Genomic DNA, 18,243 nt, shown 5'->3' with positions numbered 1-18,243 from the left:
TCCGGGGCCGTCGCAGGATGCCACAAGCCGCTCGCGTCCGCGGGCGGCCGAAGGTCGCAGGGTCAGGACGTCATGCGGTCCCAGAAGCCCTTCACGCCATCGAGAAAGGTGGCCGATTTCGGCGAGTGCTTGCGTGCCTCCTCGCCGACGAACGTGGCTTCGAACTTCTCGAGCAACTCGCGCTGCTCGGGGGTCAGGTTGACGGGTGTTTCAACCACGACGCGGCAGTAAAGATCGCCCTCGCTGCGGCTGCGCACGGACTTCACGCCCTTGCCGCGCAGGCGGAACAGCTTGCCGGTCTGGGTTTCAGCGGGAATGCGGATCTCCGCCTCGCCCTTCAGCGTGGGCACGCGGACGGTATCGCCCAGCGCGGCCTGCGAGATGCGGATCGGCACTTCGCAGTGCAGGTCATCGCCGTCGCGCTGGAAGATGTCGTGCTCGCGCACGCGCACTTCCACGTACAGGTCGCCCGGCGGCGTGCCGGGCGGGCCGGCCTCGCCTTCGCCGGTCAGGCGGATGCGGTCGCCGTTGTCCACGCCGGCCGGGATCTTGACCGACAGGACCTTTTCTTCCTCGACGCGACCGGCACCGTGGCACTCGGTGCAGGGATTCTTGATGGTCTGGCCGCGGCCGCCGCAGGCCGGACACGCCTGCTGCATGGCGAAGATGCCACGCTGCATGCGCACGTTGCCGCGACCGCCGCAGGTGCCGCAGGTCTCGACCTTGCCGTCGGCCGAGCCCGAGCCCTTGCAGGGTTCGCAGGCGACCAGCGACGGGATCTCGATGCGTTTCTCGACGCCCGCGACCGCTTCTTCCAGGTCCAGCTCCATCACGTAGCCGACGTCGGCACCGCGCCGAGCCGCGCGTGCGCCACCGCCGCCGAAGATGTTGCCGAAGATGTCGCCGAAGATGTCGCCCATGTCCGGGCCGCCGGGACCGCCGCCGCCCATGCCGTGCTCGAATGCGGCATGACCGTGTGCGTCGTAGGCACGGCGCTTGGCGCCGTCGGACAGCACTTCGTAGGCTTCCTTGCATTCCTTGAACGCGACCTCAGCGGCCGCATCGCCGGGATTGCGATCAGGGTGGTGTTTCATCGCGCAGCGGCGGTAGGCCTTCTTCAGGTCCTCGTCGCTGGCGTCGCGGGCCACGCCCAGGACTTCGTAGTAATCGCGTTTGCTCATGTGCGGTCAGGCTGGTCTGGCGGGGGCGCCGGATGGCAGAACGGGAGCCCGTGGCAGGCCACGTCTCCCGTTCGCCGCATCCCGGGGCCGGGATTACTTCTTGTCGTCCTTCACCTCGGTGAACTCCGCGTCGACCACGTCGTCCGCGGGCGCCGAGGGACCACCGGTGCCGCCGGCACCCGGCTGTTCGGACGAGGCCGCCGCCGCGTACAGCGACTGGCCGGCCTCCTCGAGTGCCTTGGCCTTGGCTTCGATCTGCGTCTTCTCGTCGCCCTTCATGGCCGACTCCAGTTCGGCGATCGCCGATTCCACGCGACCGATCACGTCGCCCGGCACCTTGCTGCCGTGCTCGGTGATGGCGCTGCGGGTGGCGTGGATCAGGCCGTCGGCGTGGTTGCGCGCCTGGACCAGCTCCTGGAACTTCTTGTCCTCTTCGCGATGCGCCTCGGCGTCGGCGACCATGCGCGCGATCTCGTCCTCGGACAGGCCCGAACCGGCCTTGATCTCGACCTTCTGTTCCTTGTTGGTCTTCTTGTCCTTGGCCGACACGTGCAGGATGCCGTTGGCGTCGATGTCGAAGGACACTTCCACCTGCGGCATGCCACGCGGGGCCGGCTCGATGCCGGACAGGTCGAACTTGGCCAGCGACTTGTTGAAGCGGGCCTGTTCGCGCTCACCCTGCAGCACGTGCACCGTCACCGCGGACTGGTTGTCCTCGGCGGTGGAGAAGGTCTGCGAGGCTTTGGTCGGGATGGTGGTGTTCTTCTCGATGATCTTGGTGAACACACCGCCCAGGGTCTCGATGCCTAGGCTCAGCGGGGTCACGTCGAGCAGCAGCACGTCCTTGACATCGCCGGCCAGCACGCCGCCCTGGATCGCGGCGCCCAGCGCCACGGCCTCATCCGGGTTGACGTCCTTGCGCGGTTCCTTGCCGAAGAACTCGGCCACCGCCTGCTGCACCTTCGGCATGCGGGTCTGGCCACCGACCAGGATCACCTCGCCGATGTCGCTGGCGCGCAGGCCCGCATCGTTCAGCGCGATACGGCACGGCTCGATGGTCTTCTTCACCAGGTCCTCGACCAGCGCTTCCAGCTTGGCGCGGGTGAGCTTGATGTTGAGGTGCTTCGGGCCCGAGGCGTCGGCGGTGACGTACGGCAGGTTCACTTCGGTCTGCTGCGAGCTGGAGAGCTCGATCTTCGCGCGCTCGGCCGCGTCCTTCAGGCGCTGCAGCGCCAGCGGGTCCTTGCGCAGGTCGATGCCCTGGTCCTTCTGGAACTCCTCGACGAGGTAGTCGATGACGCGCTTGTCGAAGTCCTCGCCACCCAGGAAGGTGTCGCCGTTGGTCGCCAGCACTTCGAACTGCTTCTCGCCGTCGACGTTGGCGATCTCGATGATCGACACGTCGAACGTACCGCCGCCCAGGTCATAGACGACGATCTTGCGGTCCGCCCCGCCCTCGCCCTTGTCCAGGCCATAGGCCAGCGCGGCCGCGGTGGGCTCGTTGATGATGCGCTTGACGTCCAGGCCGGCGATCTTGCCGGCGTCCTTGGTGGCCTGGCGCTGGCTGTCGTTGAAGTAGGCCGGCACGGTGATGACGGCTTCGGTGACGGTCTCGCCCAGGAAGGCTTCGGCCGTCTTCTTCATCTTCTCCAGCACGCGCGCGGAGATTTCCTGCGGCGCCATCTTCTTGCCGTCGCTGGTCTGCACCCAGGCGTCGCCGTTGTCGTGGGCGACGATGCCGTAGGGCACCAGGTCCAGGTCCTTCTTCACTTCAGCGTCGGTGAACTTGCGGCCGATCAGGCGCTTCACCGCGTAGAAGGTGTTCTTCGGATTGGTCACGGCCTGGCGCTTGGCCGAGGCGCCAACCAGTACTTCGCCGTCCTTGGTGTAGGCGACGATGGACGGCGTGGTGCGGTCGCCTTCCGAGTTTTCGATGACGCGGGCCTTGCCGCCGTCCATGATCGCCACGCACGAGTTCGTCGTGCCCAGGTCGATGCCGATGATCTTGCCCATGATGGATCTCGCTCCCTAGCAAATGCTGATGTTGGTCCCGGCGATCGGCCGGATGGATGGTCCCGATATAGGGGTGCGATGGCGCCGTTCAAGCGCCACCGCGCAGGCGTTCAGTCGTGCTTGGCCACGACCACGAGGGCCGGGCGCAGCAGGCGGCCGTTGAGCACATAGCCCTTCTGGAACACCTGCACCACACTGCCGGGCGCCGCGCCGGGCGCGTCGGTCTGGCTGATGGCCTGGTGGTGTTCGGGGTTGAACGCTTCGCCGGTGGGGTCCAGCAGGGTCAGGCCGTTGTCGCCGGCCACCTTCAGCAACTGCTTGAAGGTCAGTTCCAGCCCGTCCTTGAGCGGGCTGGGTTCGGTCCCCGCGGCCGCGAGGCCGGCATCCAGGCTGTCGAATACAGGCAGCAGGTCGCCCAGCAGGCGCTCGTTGGCGAACTTGCGGGCCTGCTCGATGTCGCGCGCCACGCGCTTGCGCTGGTTCTCCAGGTCGGCACGCTCCAGCAGCGTGGTCGCGCGCAACTGGTCCAGCTCGTTGCGCAGGGTTTCCAGCTCGGCCAGCAGGGCGGCGTCGGTATCTGGGGATTCGGGCGCGTGGCCCGGCGTGGCGTCGTGTTCGTGCGGTTCGTTCATCTCGGTTCCCTGGCGGCGGGTCCAGCCGCCCAACCGGGAACCTATGGGGCCGGCGTTTCAGGATTCAAGGCGGCGCCCAGGACATCGGCGGCCGCCTGCACCACCGGAATCACCCGGTCGTAGGCCATCCGCGTAGGTCCGATCACCCCCAGTACGCCCAGTACCTGTCCCCCCGCCATATACGGCGCGGTCACCACCGACACGCCGTCGTGGGGGGCGAGGCCGGTATCCTCGCCGATGAAGATGCGCACGCCCGGCGCGCGGATCGTACGCTCCAGCAATTGCAGGATTTCGCGCTTGCGGGCAAACGCTTCGAACAGGTCGCGCAACCGCTCCAGGTCGGACAGTTCCTGCACCCCCATCAGGCGGGTCTGCCCAGCCAGCACCACGTCGTCGTTCGGCGGCGTGAGCGCCTGCTCGGCCAACTCGATGGACTCGGCCAGCAGCCCCTCCATCTCGGTCTGGGCGGTGCGTAGGTCGCGCAGGAGGGTCGCGCGGATGTCCGCCAACGACCGGCCGGCGAAATGGGCATTCAAGTAGTTGGACACCCGCTCCAGTTCGGAGCGCTCGTACGGACGCCGGGTTTCGATGACCCGGTTCTGGACGTCGTTGTCAGCGAACACCAGGATTGCCATCACCCGCTTGCCGTCCAGCGGGACGAAGTCGATGTAGCGGAAGGCGAATTGCTCGCGCCGGGGCACGCTGACTACGCCGACGAAATGGGTCATCGCCGACAGCAGTTCCGACGCGTTGCCCAGCAGGGCCTGGGTGCCCGCACCGCTGGGCAACTCCGAACGCAGCCTTGCGACCTCGCCTTCGCCCAGCGACTTCACCTGCACCAGGCTGTCGACGAACACCCGGTACCCCTGCGCCGTCGGAATCCGCCCGGCCGAGGTATGGGGCGAACTGAGCAGGCCGACTTCCTCCAGCTCGGCCAGGATGTTGCGGATGGTGGCCGGGCTGACCTCCAGCCCCGCATGCCGGGCCAGGGTCTGGGAACCCACCGGTTCGCCATCGCGGATGTAGCGCGATATCAGCGTGCGCAGCAGGTGGCGGGCCCGGGGATCCAGCGGCGGCGACGGCGACGGCGAAGACATGACGCATAGATAGCGCCAACGCCGCGGCGCCTGCAAGGGTCCGGCGCTGAACCGTCTCGACACGTGCGACGCGGGGCGGCGAGCATCGCGCGCCTTCGAACCGACATCGCCCGGCCCTACACTATCGCCATGCTGACCCATCTTGCGATCAAGGATTTTGCCGTCGTCCGCTCCGCCGAACTGGAGTTCGGCGAGGGCATGACCGTCATTTCGGGCGAAACCGGTGCAGGCAAGTCGCTGCTGGTGGATGCGCTGGGCTTCCTGTCCGGCCTGCGCGCCGACAGCGGCGTGGTCCGCCACGGCGCCGAACGCGCCGAGTTGTCCGCCGAATTCCAGCCGTCCCCCGGCTCGCCCGCGCTGGCTTGGCTGGCCGAGCACGAACTGGACGACGACGGCCAGTGCCAGCTGCGCCGGGTCATCCGCGCTGACGGAGGCTCGCGCGCGTGGATCAACGGCCGCAGCGTGACCCTCTCGCAGCTGGGCGACCTGGCCGGCCGGCTGGTCGAGATCCATGGCCAGCACGAGCACCAGGCCCTGCTTGCCCGTCACAGCCAGTTGGAACTGCTGGATGCCTACGCAGGCAACCAGGCCGAAGCCCGCGCCGTGCGTGACGCCGCGCGCCAGTGGAGTGCCCTGCTCGGCGAACGCGACCAGCTCTCCGGCCAAGGCGACGTGTCCGACCGGATCAATTACCTGGAGCATCAGCTGGCAGAACTGCAGCGCGAGGACCTCGCGCCCGCCGCCCTCGAGGCGTTGGTCGCAGGCCATCGCCGGCAGGCGCACGCGGCCAGCCTGATCGCCGCCTGCGATGCGGCGCTGGTGAGCCTGTCGGGCGAGGAGGCGCCTTCCCTGAGCCGGCAACTGCAGCATACCCGGGCCGATCTCGCCCGCCAGATCGAGCACGAACCGCGCCTCAGGGACGTGGACGGCATGCTGGAAGGTGCCGCCATCCAGATCGAGGAAGCCTTGGGGTTGCTCGGCCAGGTCCGCGACGACCTGGAGGCCGATCCGGGCCAGTTCGAGGAACTCGAACGCCGCCTGGCACGCGTCCACGACCTCGCCCGCAAGCACCGCGTACCACTGGACGGCCTGCAGGACCAGCATGATCGGCTCGCCGCAGAACTCGACTCGCTGCGCGGCGCGGGCGAACGCCTGCTCAAGCTCAACGACGAGATCGAGGCCGCGCGCCAGCGCTGGCGTGATGCGGCCGATGCGTTGAGCCGCACGCGCCAGCGGGCCGCCAGGTCGTTGGGCGAGACCACCACCGCGCTGATCGCCGAACTGGGCATGGGCGGCGGCCGTTTCGAAGTGGCGCTCGAGGCGCACGAGGCCGAGCGCCCCGACCCGTCAGGCGCCGAGCGCACGGAATTCCTGGTCTCGGCGAACGCTGGCCAGCCCCCGCGGCCGCTGCGCAAGGTCGCCTCGGGCGGCGAGCTCGCCCGCATCTCGCTCGCTATCGAAGTGGCTGCGCTGGGATTGGATGCCGTGCCCACGATGGTCTTCGATGAAGTCGACACCGGCATCGGCGGCGCCGTCGCGGAGATCGTCGGCCAGAAACTCCGGGCCCTCGGCGCCCAGCGGCAGGTGCTGTGCGTCACCCACCTGCCCCAGGTCGCGGCGCAGGGCCACGCGCACTACCGCGTCAGCAAGGCGCCGGTCGACGGCATGACCCAGAGCGCGGTGGAGAAGCTCGGCGCGAAGCAGCGCGAAGAAGAACTGGCCCGCATGCTGGGCGGCGTGGAAGTGAGCAAGGAAGCCCACGCCGCGGCCAAGCGACTGCTGGCCAATGCGGTCTGACAGCGTCAGTCTTCCAATTATGGGAGCGACGTCAGTCGCGATGACCGGCAGCGGTGCTTCATCGCGACTGACGTCGCTCCCACAGCCGGGACTTCCGAAGCACTAGCGCTTCTTGCGCACGTAGAGCACCAGCGAATGCTCTTCCAGTTCGTAGCCGTGCTTGGCGGCGATCTCGCGCTGGAGCTTCTCGATCTCGGTGCTTTCGAACTCGATGATCTTGCCGGTGTCGACATCGACCATGTGGTCGTGGTGGCCGCCGCGGTCCAGCTCGTAGACGGCCTGGCCGCCTTCGAAGTTGTGCTTGAGCACCAAGCCGGCGGCCTCGAACTGGGTCAGCACGCGGTACACCGTGGCCAGTCCGATCTCGTCGCCGTGTTCCAGCAACTGCCGGTAGATGTCTTCCGCACTCAGGTGATGCTGGGAGTTCTTCTGCTCCAGCAGCTCCAGGATGCGCATGCGCGGGTGGGTGACCTTGAGGCCGACTTTGCGTAGATCCTGCGATTCCATGGCGTCTCCGTTCACTCTCGGTTTAGCGCCAGCTGCCTGAAGCTCGGTTGCGGCGGTCCGCGGGAGTGTATCATCGGCCCGGTTTCCCACCGTACCCGTCCCAATGCGCAAATTCCTGCTGGTTGCCGCCCTCGCTTCCGCCACTGCCGGCTGCGGCATCCTCTACAAGCAGCCGATCTACCAGGGCAACCTGATCGAGAAGAGCGCGGTGGACCAGTTGGCGGTGGGCCAGAGCAAGCAGCAAGTGCAGTCGCTGCTGGGCAGCCCGTCCATCGCCGATCCGTTCCACGCGCAACGCTGGGACTACACCGCGAGCAACCGCACCAACCGCCGCGGCACGACGGAAGTGAAGAACCTGACGCTGACGTTCAATGGCGACACGCTCGCCAGTTGGGAAGGCGAATACTTCCCCGAAGCCGACCTGCAACTGTCGCAGGACGTGCGCAAGTTCGGCCCGAACCTGGCCAAGGAAAAGAAGAAGGGCGGCCGCCGCCGCTAAGGCGTCACTTGCGCGCCCGCCGGCGGCGCGCTTCCTTCGGGTCCAGCAACAAGGGGCGTAGCACTTCGACGCGGTCGCCCTCGCGCAACACCGCATCGTCTTCCACCATCAGGCCATGGACGGCGAGCGGCTGTCCGGGCGTCAGCCCATCGAAGCCGCAGGCTGCGACAGCCGCCGCCACCGTCGACCCGTCAGGCAGATCCAGCTCCACCGATTCGAAGCGATGCGGCCAGGCGCGGATCACTTCCACCCGCATCTCAGGCCCCGCGGTCCGCAGCACGCACGAAATCGTCGACCATCCGGTCGGCCAGGCTCTGGAAGCCCAGCGCCATCGCCGGCGCCAGCAGGCGGCTGCTCGGCTCGAACTCCAGCGTCAGCGTCACCTTGCAGGCGGACTCGTCCAGGGCGTGGAAATCCCAGCGCCCATGCAGTTTGCGGAACGGGCCGTCGACCAGGTTCATGTCGATCCGATGCGGGCGGTCCAGGATGTTTTCGGTGGTGAACCAGGTCCGCAGCGAACCCAGCCCCAGGTCGAGGCGCGCCACCAGCCGCTCCTCGCCCTGCTCGATCAGCTGCGCGGCGCTGCACCAGTCGAAGCGGCGCGGATAGGCCGCCACGTCGTTGACCAGGTCGAACATCCGGGTGGCCGAGTGTTCGACCAGGGCGCTGCGGCGGATCGTATGCATGTGGCTCGCGTGGAATTCCGCCTTCGGCGACAATAGGACGGATGGCAAAGAAACCGGACAAGAATAAAGCAACGGGCACGATCGCGCTGAACAAGCGTGCGCGGCACGAATACCACCTGGAACAACGCCACGAGGCGGGCCTCGCCCTGCAGGGCTGGGAACTCAAGGCCATCCGTGCCGGCCGCGCCAACATCACCGAGGCGTACGCGACGATTCGCAACGGCGAGATCTTCCTGTTCGGCGCGCAGATCACGCCGCTGATCCAGGCCTCCACCCACGTGGTGGCCGACGATCGCCGCACACGCAAGCTGCTATTGCACCGGAACGAGATCGACAGCCTGATCGGTAAGGTCGAACGCGACGGCTACACGCTGGTGCCCACCTCGCTCTACTGGAAGGGCAACAAGGTGAAGGCCGAGATCGCCCTCGCCAAGGGCAAGCAGACGCACGACAAGCGCGCCAGCGAGAAGGACCGCGACTGGGCCCGCGAGAAATCGCGGGTGATGCGTCAGCACAACAAAGATGCGTGAGCATACGGAATCGGTTGTCGATGTTGGATGTGGGAGCGACGTAAGTCGCGAGCTCTACGACTAGAGCCCCGATCCCATCGGGCTTGCACACCAAACCTGCCTGTCGGGAACAGGGATCGCGACTGACGTCGCTCCCACGGCCGGCTTCCACGATGCTTAGGCTGAATGGCCGCTCCGATGCGCCTTGTGAAGCGGGGTACCCGCCCCTACACTGTCTTTCGTCAGGACGTTTCTGACTCCCGGGGGTGCACTGGCTTCGACGGGGGTTGCGAAGTTGCCTGGTGCATGCCGAGGGGGCAGCTTTCCTCGTAAATCCAGCGGCAAAACTCTAGTTGCCAACGACGACAACTACGCTCTGGCCGCTTAAGGCCTAAGCCCTGAAACTGCTTGTGTCCGTGCTCGCAGCGTAAGGTCATTATCACGGAATCGCCGGGAGTGGCTGCCTGTCAGCACCCGGTCAACCTAAAACAGGCTGGTCCTGCGGTGCGCTTTGCCCACCGTGCTGCTGCAGGACGAGATCCAACGGTGGGATAAGCATGTAGTACCGGGGATGGAGTGCCTTCGGACGGCGGTTCAATTCCGCCCACCTCCACCATTCAGCCAAAAGGCCGGGCCCGAAAGGGTCCGGCCTTTTCGTTCGGGGATTCTTGAGGCGGGTCATTGCGCAGGGCGTTCCTGTAAAATCCCCGCTCTTTTGAGCCACCGTGTGACCACAGTGCAGTACCGGACGCCCGCGGCGGCCCCCGCCTTCGTCCGTCTCCTCGCCCGCCTGGGCGGGACCGACCTGCCCGATGCCGGCCCGGCGCTGTCCGAGCGGCTGGGCCAGTGGATCGACTGGAACCGTGCCGTCTCGCTGTCGCGGGCGCTCGATGGCGCCGTTGCGCCCGAAGCCACCGTGCCCGCATCCGACGCCCCTCACGCCGACGCCGTCGCCCGGGTTCGCACATCGCTGTCGGAGGCCATCCTGCGCGGACCGCCGGCCGACGCGGGTGAAGAGGACTTTGCGCCGTATCGCCGTTTCTGCCTGGAGCGCCAGCGCGCCATGCTGACCGGCACCGGTCCCCTGCGAGGCCGTTTGCGCGATGCTCTGGCGCAGCGTGGCGGCGACCAGGCGCGGCTGGCCGAGGTCGACGCCGTGATGGAGATGACCCTCAGCCCGCGCGAGCAGGCACTGCTGGCCCACACACCCGCCCTGCTCGGTCTGCAGTTCGAACGCCTGCGCACGGCGGCGGCCGGTACGCCCGGAAGCCCCTGGCTGGCGCTGTTCCAGCGCGACCTGCAGGACGCGCTGCTGGCCGAACTCGACCTCCGTTTCCACCCTCTCGAGGCGCTGCTCGCCGCGCTTCGATCCTCGTAATGCCTGGATGCCCTTGATGAAACAGCCCCTCTCCACCGCCCTCTTCCTCATCGGCCTGGCCATCGTCGGCTGGATCGGCGTCGGCTATGTCGGCACCCATGCGCTGGGCGTGGTGGTCACCCTTGTGATCGGGGCGTGCTACATCGCCGGCGCCGTGGAGCTGCAGCGGTACCGCCAGGCGACCGCCACGCTGGCGCAGGCGCTCACCGACACCTCGCCCGCGGGCAACGGCCTGCAGGCCTGGCTGGCCCCACTGCATCCCAGCCTGCGCCAGGCCGTGCGCCTGCGCGTGGAAGGCGAACGCGTCGCGCTGCCGGCGCCGGCGCTGACGCCCTACCTCGTCGGCCTGCTGGTGCTGCTGGGCATGCTGGGCACGCTGCTGGGCATGATGGTCACCCTGCGCGGCACCGGGCTGGCGCTGGAAGGCGCCACCGACATCGACGCCCTCCGCGGTTCGCTGGCCGCGCCGGTCAAGGGCCTGGGCTTCGCGTTCGGCACCTCGATCGCCGGCGTCGCCGCGTCGGCGGTGCTCGGCCTGCTGTCCGCGCTCAGCCGCCGTGAGCGCGTGCTGGTCGCGCAGCGGCTCGACGACGAGATCGCGACCTCGCTGCACGTGCATTCGCAGTCGTTCCAGCGCGAGACCTCCTTCCGCCTGCTGCAGCAGCAGGCCGCGCTGATGCCGGAACTCGTCGAGCGCCTACAGGCGATGGTGGCTTCCATCGAACAGCAGACCACCGACGCCGCCACCCAACAGGCCGCGCGCCAGGAAACCTTCCACGCCCGCACCGAAGCCGCGCAGGCGCAACTCGCGTCCACGCTGGTCACCTCGATGCAGGCCGGTGTGGAGGCCAGCGCCCGCGCGGTCGGCGCTGCGCTGCAACCGGCCGTGGACGCCACCCTCGCCGGGCTGGCGCGCGAAACCGGCGCCCTGCAACAGACCGTCGGCACCGCCGTGCAGCAGCAGTTGGATGCGCTGACCGCGGGCTTCGGCATGGCCACCACCGCGGCGGCCGGCGCATGGGATAGCGCCCTCGCCCGCCAGCAGGAGGCCCACGACACGCTCATCGCACGCCTGCAGGAGCACGCCGAACGCCAGGCAACGGCGTTCGACCAACGCTCGCAGGCCTGGCTCGAGGCAGCCTCCGGCCAGCTCGAGCGTACCGCGACCGCGCTGGCCGACGGCTGGACCCAGGCCCTCGCCCAGCAAGCCACCGCCGCCGATGGCATCGCCGCACGCAACGCGGAGGCGCTGGTCGCGGCGGGCGCCGATTTCCGCACGCAGGCCACCGCACTGGTGCAGGCGGTGGACGCCTCGCACGCTTCGCTGCAGCGCACGCTGGCCGAGCAGGATGAAGCCCGCCTGGCCGCCTGGGCCGCGCAGCTGGCGACGATGAGCACCACGCTGCGTGGCGACTGGGAACGCACCGCCGCCGACGCGGCGCGCCTGCAGCAGGAGATCTGCGACGCGCTCGCGCGCAGCGCCGGCGACATCACCACCCAAGCGCAGATCCACGCGCAGCAGACCATCGCGGAGATTTCGCAGCTGGTGCAGGTCGCCTCGGAAGCACCGCGCGCCGCCGCCGACGTGGTGGCCGAACTGCGCCAGAAGCTCTCCGACAGCATGGTCCGCGACACCGCCCTGCTGGAAGAACGCACCCAAATGATGGGCACGCTGCAGACGCTGCTCGATGCGGTGAACCACGCCTCCACCGAACAGCGCACCGCCATCGACGCGCTGGTGGCCACCTCGGCCGATCTGCTCGAACGCGTGGGCACCCGCTTCACCGACCACGTGCAGGCCGAAACCGGCAAGCTCGAACACGTCGCCGCGCAGGTCGCCGCCGGGGCTACCGAAGTCGCCGGTCTCGGCGATGCGCTCGAGGCGGTCGTCGCGCGCTTTGGCCAATCCAATGACGCGCTGCTGGAACGCCTGCAGGCCATCGAAGGTGCGCTGGAGCGCTCGCTGGTGCGCAGCGACGAGCAGCTCGCTTACTACGTCGCGCAGGCGCGCGAAGTGGTCGACCTGAGCCTGTCCGCACAGCGCCAGATCACCGTCGACCTGCAGCGCCTGGCCGGGGCCGACGCCGCATGAGCGTGGAAACCGGAGACGACGCCGACCTCGGCGCACCCGTCTGGGCCAGCTTCGGCGACCTGATGTCGGTGCTGCTGGGCGCCTTCGTGCTGGTGCTGGTGGGCGTGATCGCTGTGCAGGCGCAACTCGCCCAGCGCCTGGACGAGGAAACCCGCCGCCGCGAACAAGAAGCGCAGCAGCGCAAGGCGCTGGAAGACGCGCTCGCCGCGCCACTGGCCGAAGGCCGGGTGACGCTGGTAGACGGCCGCATCGGCATCCGCGGCAACGTGCTGTTCGCGCTGAACTCCGACCAGCTGCAGCCGGAAGGCCGCGACCTGCTGAAGAGCCTGGCCGCGCCGCTGGCCGATTACCTGCGCACGCGCGACGAGATCCTGATGGTCAGCGGCTTCACCGATGATCGCCAGGTCAGCGGCAGCAACCGCCAGTTCGCCGACAACTGGGACCTCTCCGCGCAACGCGCGCTCACCGTCACCCGCACGCTGATCGACGAGGGCGTGCCGTCGTCCTCGGTGTTCGCCGCGGCGTTCGGCGCTGAGCAACCGGTCAGCGCCAACACCAGCGAAGAAGGCCGTGCGCGCAACCGTCGCGTCGAGATCGCCCCGATTCCCCGCCCCACGTCCAAGCGCAGCGGTGACGATGGACGGTGATGCGCTGCCGCTGACGGCGCAGCTGCAGGCTTGGCGCAGCCAGGGCGCCGATCGCGCCGACCCGGCGCGCTTCGACATCCTGCAAGCGCTGGCCACGCGGATGCGCACGCAGGAAGGCGAACCCCGTCGCCTGCTGGAAGCGCGTCTGGCCGGGCTGATGCGGGCGTATGCGGAGGCGTTGGCGCAGCGCCCGGCACTCGCGCCTGCGACGGAGCGCGGGAGCGAGGCCGTCTCCGCATTGCGTGCGCTGGTCGCCACGCTGCAGGCACGCGCGGGCGACGTTCCGGACGCGGAAGCCCCACCCGTGCCGCCGCCGATGCTGATCGAAGCACGCGACACCTGGGCCCAAGTACGCACCGACAGCCAGCTGCGTGCGTCGCTGCACGACGTACCCGCCGACGCCGGCCCGCTCAATTCCGGCATGCTCGTGCACCGTGCCCTGCACCTGATGCGCGCGGTGTCACCGGGCTATCTGCAGCACTTCATCGCCTATGCCGACACGCTGTCCTCGCTGGAACGGCTGCAGCAGGCGGTGGCCCCGCTGACGACGGCCAGCGACGCACCCGCCAAGCCGAAACGCGCGCCGCGCAAACGGAAGCCGGCGGCGACCTGACCTTGGCAGGCCTGGGAGCACTTCCTGGACGCAAGCTGATGCGAGGTGTGGGAGCGAGGTCAGTCGCGATGAAGCGTTGCCGATAGCTCATCGCGACTGACGTCGCTCCCACAGACAGGCCTTCTGGCGCCTGGGCATTCATGTCATCCCTGGCGTCCACGCCCTGCCGATCGCACGCAGAACGCCCTCGACGGCCCTCCATGTGAGATCGATGCATCCCGAGCCCCGTGGATCGCGCTCAATGTGAGACAGATCGGGCTCCGAGCTCGATCCGCAAGGCACTGAGCGCCATGATCGCCTTCGGAGTGTCATTCGCCGACCCCCAGAGCCCCATCGATCGCGCTCCGAATGCCATCGATGGCTCTCTGTGTGAGACAGATCGCATTCCGAGTCCCATCCGCAAGGCTCGGAGCTCCATCGATCACACTCGGAATGCCATCGATGGCTCTCTGTGTGAGACAGATCGCATTCCGAGTCCCATCCGCAAGGCTCGGAGCTCCATCGATCACATTCGGAATGCCATCGATGGCTCTCTGTGTGAGACAGATCGCATTCCGAGCCCCATCCGCAAGGCTCGGAGCTCCATCGATCACATTCGGAATGCCATCGATGGCTCTCTGTGTGAGACAGATCGCTTTCCGAGCCCCATCCGCAAGGCTCGGAGCTCCATCAATCACATTCGGAATGCCATCGATGGCTCTCTGTGTGAGAAAGATCGCTTTCCGGGTGACATCGATGGCGCTATGCGCCCCGTCGCTCACGCTCAGCGCCCCCGCGTGGGGTGCTCAGTGTGAGATGGCTGGCGATCATGGCATCGGATACAGCAGGTGTTGCCGGCGCAGGGTGTCGAATGCTGTCAGCTGACGTTGCCACCGGGCTTCGATCGCCTCCAGCGTGTCGCCGCGCATGATCGCGGCGCGCAGGTCGCCCACGCCGGCCAGCCGGTCGAAGAACGGCGGCTCGCCGGGCAGGAACGCGAAATCCTTCGGGTGCTGGTCGTGCAGGGCTTTCAGCATGGCAAGCCCGGTGCGCACGGGGCGGAAGGCCGCCGAGTCGGTCACATGCAACTGCACGCCGGCACACGCCTTGCCGGCATGCTTGGAGAAGGTCGGTGTGAACCAGGTCGGACGGAAGCGCACGCCCGGCAAGTCCATCGCATTGAGCCGCGCCGCCAAGGCCGGCGCATCTACCCAGGGCGCGCCGATGGTTTCGAACGGCCGCGTGGTGCCGCGGCCCTCGGAGACGTTGGTGCCTTCCAGCAGACCCATGCCCGGATAGACCAAGGCGGTATCCGGCGTGGGCATGTTCGGCGACGGCGGCACCCACGGCAGCGTGCCGCGCCACGGATCGTCGCCGCGTCGCCAGCCCTGCATCGCCACCACATGCAGCTCGGCGCCGATGCCGAAGGCGCGGTTGAACAGCGTGGCCAGTTCGCCCAGCGTCATGCCGTGGCGGATCGGGATCGGGAACTGGCCGACGAACGAGGCCAAGACGGGATCGAGCACCGGGCCTTCGATACGCACGCCGCCCAAGGGATCGGGACGATCGGCGACGATGACCGGAATCCGTGCCCGCTTCGCCGCGCGCATCACGCCGGCCAGCGTGTACGGATAGGTATAGAAGCGCGTGCCGACGTCCTGGATATCGAACACCAGCACGTCGATGCCGTCGAGCATCGCCGGCGTCGGTTCGCGGTGCTCGCCGTACAGGCTGTGCACCGGCAGCCCGGTGGCCGCATCGCGCGCGGAGGCGACGTGATCGCCAGCCTGCACGTCGCCGCGCACGCCGTGCTCGGGCCCGAACAGCGCGACCAGGGTGAAGTCCTTCCGCTCGGCGAAGCGATCCACGTTGCTGCGCAGCTCGCGGTCCACGCCGGTGGCGTTCGTCACCAGGCCCACGCGCTTGCCGCGCAGCAGGTCCAGACGCTCCCCCAGCAGCACCTCAATGCCCAGCTTCGGCGCGGCCACGGCGCAGTCGCAGGCGGGCGCCGCCGCAACCTCGCCTGCCCCGACCGAGCCGTGGGCCAGCAGCAGTCCCAGGCAGACGGCGCGCAGTGCAGCGTGCAGCGGACGACGGGACCGGGGCATAGTGTCATCACCGTTTGCTATCGTGGTCGCGACGATAGCAGCCTGCGTGCGATGCCGTGCAAGGGGAGTTTCCGCCGGTCTCGACGCATTCTTCCGTTGTCAGGTGAGGGATCCGATGTCCCGCAAGGCGAACCGCTTCATGCGCAGCATGTCTTTCCTCGTGATGGCCTCGGCGGCGGTGCCCGCCAGCGCGCAGCCGGCGGCCAACCGCCTCGGCATCACACCGTCCGCGCAATCGCAGGACTTCGTGGCGAACAAGCCGCAGTTCCAGCTGCACAGCCTGCTGACCGAGCAGCGCCATCCGCGCAGCTTCGACCTGAGCACGCGCATCGCCGCCGACACCGCGGATGGCCTGTCGGCCCTGCTGGCGGTGGACGAGGACATCGCACGCGCCTTGCAGGGTGTGGCCGACGATCCGGCGCGGCTGGCCGCGCTGGAGGCGGCCTCGGGCGAGATCACCCGCGCACTGCGCGAGGGCCATCGCTTGTACTTCTACGGCACCGGCTCCACCGGGCGGCTCGCCGAGACGATCGAGAGCGGACTGTGGCGGCCGTTCTGGCAGCGCACGGCGGCCACGCCGGCGATGGCGAAGATCGACGCGCGTTTCCCCGGCCTTGGCGAGGGCGTGCGCGGCGAGATCACCGGCGGCGATCGCGCGTTGATCGCCTCGCTGGAAGGCTTCGAGGACATCCCCGAGATCGGTCGCCTGCAGCTGCAGGACAACCGCATCCAGCCGCAGGACCTGGTGTTCGCCGTCACCGAGGGCGGCGAAACCTCCGCGGTGATCGGTACCGCGCTGGCCGCGGCCGACCAGGCCGGCGCGGACGCGCGCCGCACGTGGTTCGTCTACAACAATCCCGACAGCGTGCTGCGGCCGTTCGAACGCAGCCGCCGCGTGCTGGACGATGCGCGCATCACCAAGATCCCGCTGCCGACCGGGCCGCAGGCGATCACCGGCTCCACCCGCATGCAGGCCACCACCACCAGCCTGTACGTGCTGGGCGTGGTGCTGGAAGACGCCACGCGCGCGCTGCTGCGCGAGGTGCTGACGGGCGAGGAACTCAGTGCACTGGGCTTCAATGACGCCAGCATCGCCGACCGCCTGCGCAGCTTCGCCGACATTCAGCGCACGGCCGCCGCGGCCGCGCCGAAACTCGCTGCCTGGACCGACCGCGAAGCCGCCAGCTACGCCGCCGGCCGCCATGCCACCTACCTGGCCACGCGCGCGCTGATGCCGGTGTTCGTCGACGTCACCGAACGCGCGCCCACCTTCCGCCTGTCGCCGCTGGACACGGTGAGTGCACCGGAACGGCGGTCGTGGATCCAGGTGTGGACGCCGGCGGCCGATGGCGCGCAGGCGTGGCAGGCCTTGCTGCACCGTCCTTTCCATGGCCTGGACAAGGCGCTGTACTTGCCGCCGTTCGAGACCGGCATCCAGGACCCCTATCTGAAGGAAGCCGCCTTGCGCGGCCTGTCCAATGCCGGCGACGAGCAACAGGCGCTCTACGACCTCTCGTATTCGCCCGCCAACATGCAGCGCGGGCGCCCGCAGCCGGGCGACGCCGGCGCCCTGATCCTGCTCGGCGGCGAAGCGCACCACGACGCCAACCGCCAATGGCTGCAGGCGTTTGCGGCCGCCGGTGCGGACCCGGTGCTGGTGTCGGTGTCGGCGCGTCCGGTGGCGAGCGACGTGCTGGCCGACGTGGCCGCCCTGCCCCGACCGGTGCCGGTGATCGCGGTCACGGTGCCGCAGCGCGATGCCTTCGAACTCAACCAGACCATCGCGCTGAAAATGCTGCTCAACGCGCATTCCACCGGCGTCATGGCCAAGCGCGGGCGCGTGGTCGGCAACACGATGACCAGCGTGCAGCCGGGCAACCTGAAGCTGATCGGCCGGGCGACGTGGCTGATCCTCTCCCACGTCAATGCCGTGCTGCAGAGCCCCGCATGGCGCGATGCGCACGGCCGGACCGCGCCGCTGGGCTATGCCGACGCTAATGCGGTGCTGTTCGAGGCGATCGAACAGCGCCGCAACGCACCGGGCGCGAGCGGCCTGCCGGAAGTGGAGCTGTCGGTGGTGGCGGTGCTGGACGCGCTCAAGACGAACGCACCGGTCGACTGGTCCTCGGCAGCGACGCGACTGCGGGCCGAAGGCCTCAATCGCTATCTCGCGCCGTACGCCGTGACGACGCCCTGACACACGGTCCCGGCGTAGAGTCGAGCTTGCTCGACTGCTTTTTTGCCGCGTCGTGGCGCCGCCCAGTCTCTCGTTACTCGCAACCCATAGCCGGAGCGGAGAGCAGCGGAGCAAGCTCCGCTCTACAAAACAAGGAACCCGTAGAGTCGAGCTTGCTCGACTGCTTTTTCTACCGCGTCGCGGCGCTTGCCTCAGCCTCACGGTAGCGGCAACCCGTGACCGGAGCGGAGAGCAGCGGAGCAAGCTCCGCTCTACAGAGCAAGGAGCCCGTAGAGTCGAGCTTGCTCGACTGCTTTTTGCCTCCGTCG

16 protein-coding genes and 1 other RNA gene are annotated in these 18,243 nt (G+C 68.4%); 9 read left to right on the top strand and 8 right to left on the bottom strand.

What is annotated here, in order from left to right:
* Positions 1-62: 62 nt before the first annotated feature.
* The 4 genes from dnaJ to hrcA form a co-directional block, all read right to left on the bottom strand.
* A complete protein-coding gene (gene dnaJ / locus AC23D6_RS09170) occupies positions 63-1,181 on the bottom strand; it encodes a molecular chaperone DnaJ (protein WP_487752444.1) in 1,119 nt (372 codons plus the stop codon).
* A gap of 93 nt (positions 1,182-1,274) precedes the next feature.
* Positions 1,275-3,194, bottom strand: coding sequence for a molecular chaperone DnaK (gene dnaK, locus AC23D6_RS09165; RefSeq protein ID WP_487752443.1), 1,920 nt, complete (start codon positions 3,192-3,194; stop codon positions 1,275-1,277).
* A gap of 110 nt (positions 3,195-3,304) precedes the next feature.
* Positions 3,305-3,826 (bottom strand): nucleotide exchange factor GrpE, encoded by a 522-nt coding sequence (grpE, locus tag AC23D6_RS09160; protein WP_487752442.1) that lies wholly within the window; start codon positions 3,824-3,826, stop codon positions 3,305-3,307.
* A gap of 41 nt (positions 3,827-3,867) precedes the next feature.
* Complete coding sequence (gene hrcA / locus AC23D6_RS09155; protein ID WP_487752441.1) at positions 3,868-4,923, bottom strand: heat-inducible transcriptional repressor HrcA; 1,056 nt, start codon at positions 4,921-4,923, stop codon at positions 3,868-3,870.
* Between the two features lie 129 nt (positions 4,924-5,052).
* On the opposite strand from hrcA, the gene recN reads away from it, so the two are divergent.
* A complete protein-coding gene (gene recN, locus AC23D6_RS09150; RefSeq protein ID WP_487752440.1) occupies positions 5,053-6,720 on the top strand; it encodes a DNA repair protein RecN in 1,668 nt (555 codons plus the stop codon).
* A gap of 102 nt (positions 6,721-6,822) precedes the next feature.
* On the opposite strand, the gene fur is transcribed toward recN, so the two are convergent.
* Entirely contained in the window at positions 6,823-7,227 is a 405-nt protein-coding gene (fur, locus tag AC23D6_RS09145) for a ferric iron uptake transcriptional regulator (RefSeq protein ID WP_093298022.1), read from the bottom strand.
* A 103-nt stretch (positions 7,228-7,330) separates the two neighbouring features.
* Here fur and AC23D6_RS09140 point away from each other — a divergent pair, with 103 nt between their 5' ends.
* Positions 7,331-7,726, top strand: coding sequence for an outer membrane protein assembly factor BamE (locus AC23D6_RS09140; RefSeq protein WP_487752439.1), 396 nt, complete (start codon positions 7,331-7,333; stop codon positions 7,724-7,726).
* Positions 7,727-7,730: 4 nt separating this feature from the next.
* On the opposite strand, the gene AC23D6_RS09135 is transcribed toward AC23D6_RS09140, so the two are convergent.
* Positions 7,731-7,982, bottom strand: coding sequence for an RnfH family protein (locus AC23D6_RS09135; RefSeq protein WP_487752601.1), 252 nt, complete (start codon positions 7,980-7,982; stop codon positions 7,731-7,733).
* A 1-nt stretch (position 7,983) separates the two neighbouring features.
* Entirely contained in the window at positions 7,984-8,412 is a 429-nt protein-coding gene (locus tag AC23D6_RS09130) for a type II toxin-antitoxin system RatA family toxin (RefSeq protein ID WP_487752438.1), read from the bottom strand.
* 41 nt (positions 8,413-8,453) lie between these two features.
* Between AC23D6_RS09130 and smpB the strand changes: the two genes are divergently transcribed.
* From smpB to AC23D6_RS09100, 6 genes are all read left to right on the top strand, one after another.
* Positions 8,454-8,942 (top strand): SsrA-binding protein SmpB, encoded by a 489-nt coding sequence (smpB, locus tag AC23D6_RS09125; protein ID WP_093298012.1) that lies wholly within the window; start codon positions 8,454-8,456, stop codon positions 8,940-8,942.
* Positions 8,943-9,183: 241 nt separating this feature from the next.
* Positions 9,184-9,537, top strand: a transfer-messenger RNA (tmRNA) gene (gene ssrA / locus AC23D6_RS09120).
* Between the two features lie 99 nt (positions 9,538-9,636).
* Positions 9,637-10,299 carry a DUF3348 family protein gene (locus AC23D6_RS09115; protein ID WP_487752437.1) on the top strand — a complete coding sequence of 221 codons (663 nt, stop codon included), beginning with the start codon at positions 9,637-9,639 and terminating at the stop codon, positions 10,297-10,299.
* 16 nt (positions 10,300-10,315) lie between these two features.
* The gene (locus AC23D6_RS09110) at positions 10,316-12,391 is read left to right on the top strand and encodes a DUF802 domain-containing protein (RefSeq protein WP_487752436.1); all 2,076 of its coding nucleotides are present in this window, start codon (positions 10,316-10,318) and stop codon (positions 12,389-12,391) included.
* Positions 12,388-13,038 carry an OmpA family protein gene (locus AC23D6_RS09105; RefSeq protein WP_487752435.1) on the top strand — a complete coding sequence of 217 codons (651 nt, stop codon included), beginning with the start codon at positions 12,388-12,390 and terminating at the stop codon, positions 13,036-13,038. Before AC23D6_RS09110 ends, AC23D6_RS09105 begins: the two co-directional genes overlap by 4 nt.
* Positions 13,028-13,651 (top strand): DUF2894 domain-containing protein, encoded by a 624-nt coding sequence (locus tag AC23D6_RS09100; RefSeq protein ID WP_487752434.1) that lies wholly within the window; start codon positions 13,028-13,030, stop codon positions 13,649-13,651. Before AC23D6_RS09105 ends, AC23D6_RS09100 begins: the two co-directional genes overlap by 11 nt.
* Positions 13,652-14,457: 806 nt before the next feature.
* Here AC23D6_RS09100 and AC23D6_RS09095 read toward each other — a convergent pair.
* Positions 14,458-15,738: an exo-beta-N-acetylmuramidase NamZ family protein gene (locus tag AC23D6_RS09095; protein ID WP_487752433.1), complete on the bottom strand. Its 1,281-nt coding sequence runs from the start codon at positions 15,736-15,738 to the stop codon at positions 14,458-14,460.
* Between the two features lie 115 nt (positions 15,739-15,853).
* Here AC23D6_RS09095 and AC23D6_RS09090 point away from each other — a divergent pair, with 115 nt between their 5' ends.
* Positions 15,854-17,935: a hypothetical protein gene (locus tag AC23D6_RS09090; RefSeq protein ID WP_487752432.1), complete on the top strand. Its 2,082-nt coding sequence runs from the start codon at positions 15,854-15,856 to the stop codon at positions 17,933-17,935.
* Positions 17,936-18,243: the final 308 nt, after the last annotated feature.

It is taken from the genome of Pseudoxanthomonas sp. G3, assembly GCF_057654715.1.
Note: the sequence above shows the minus strand (reverse complement) of the source record. Positions and strands in the feature narration are given on the sequence as shown.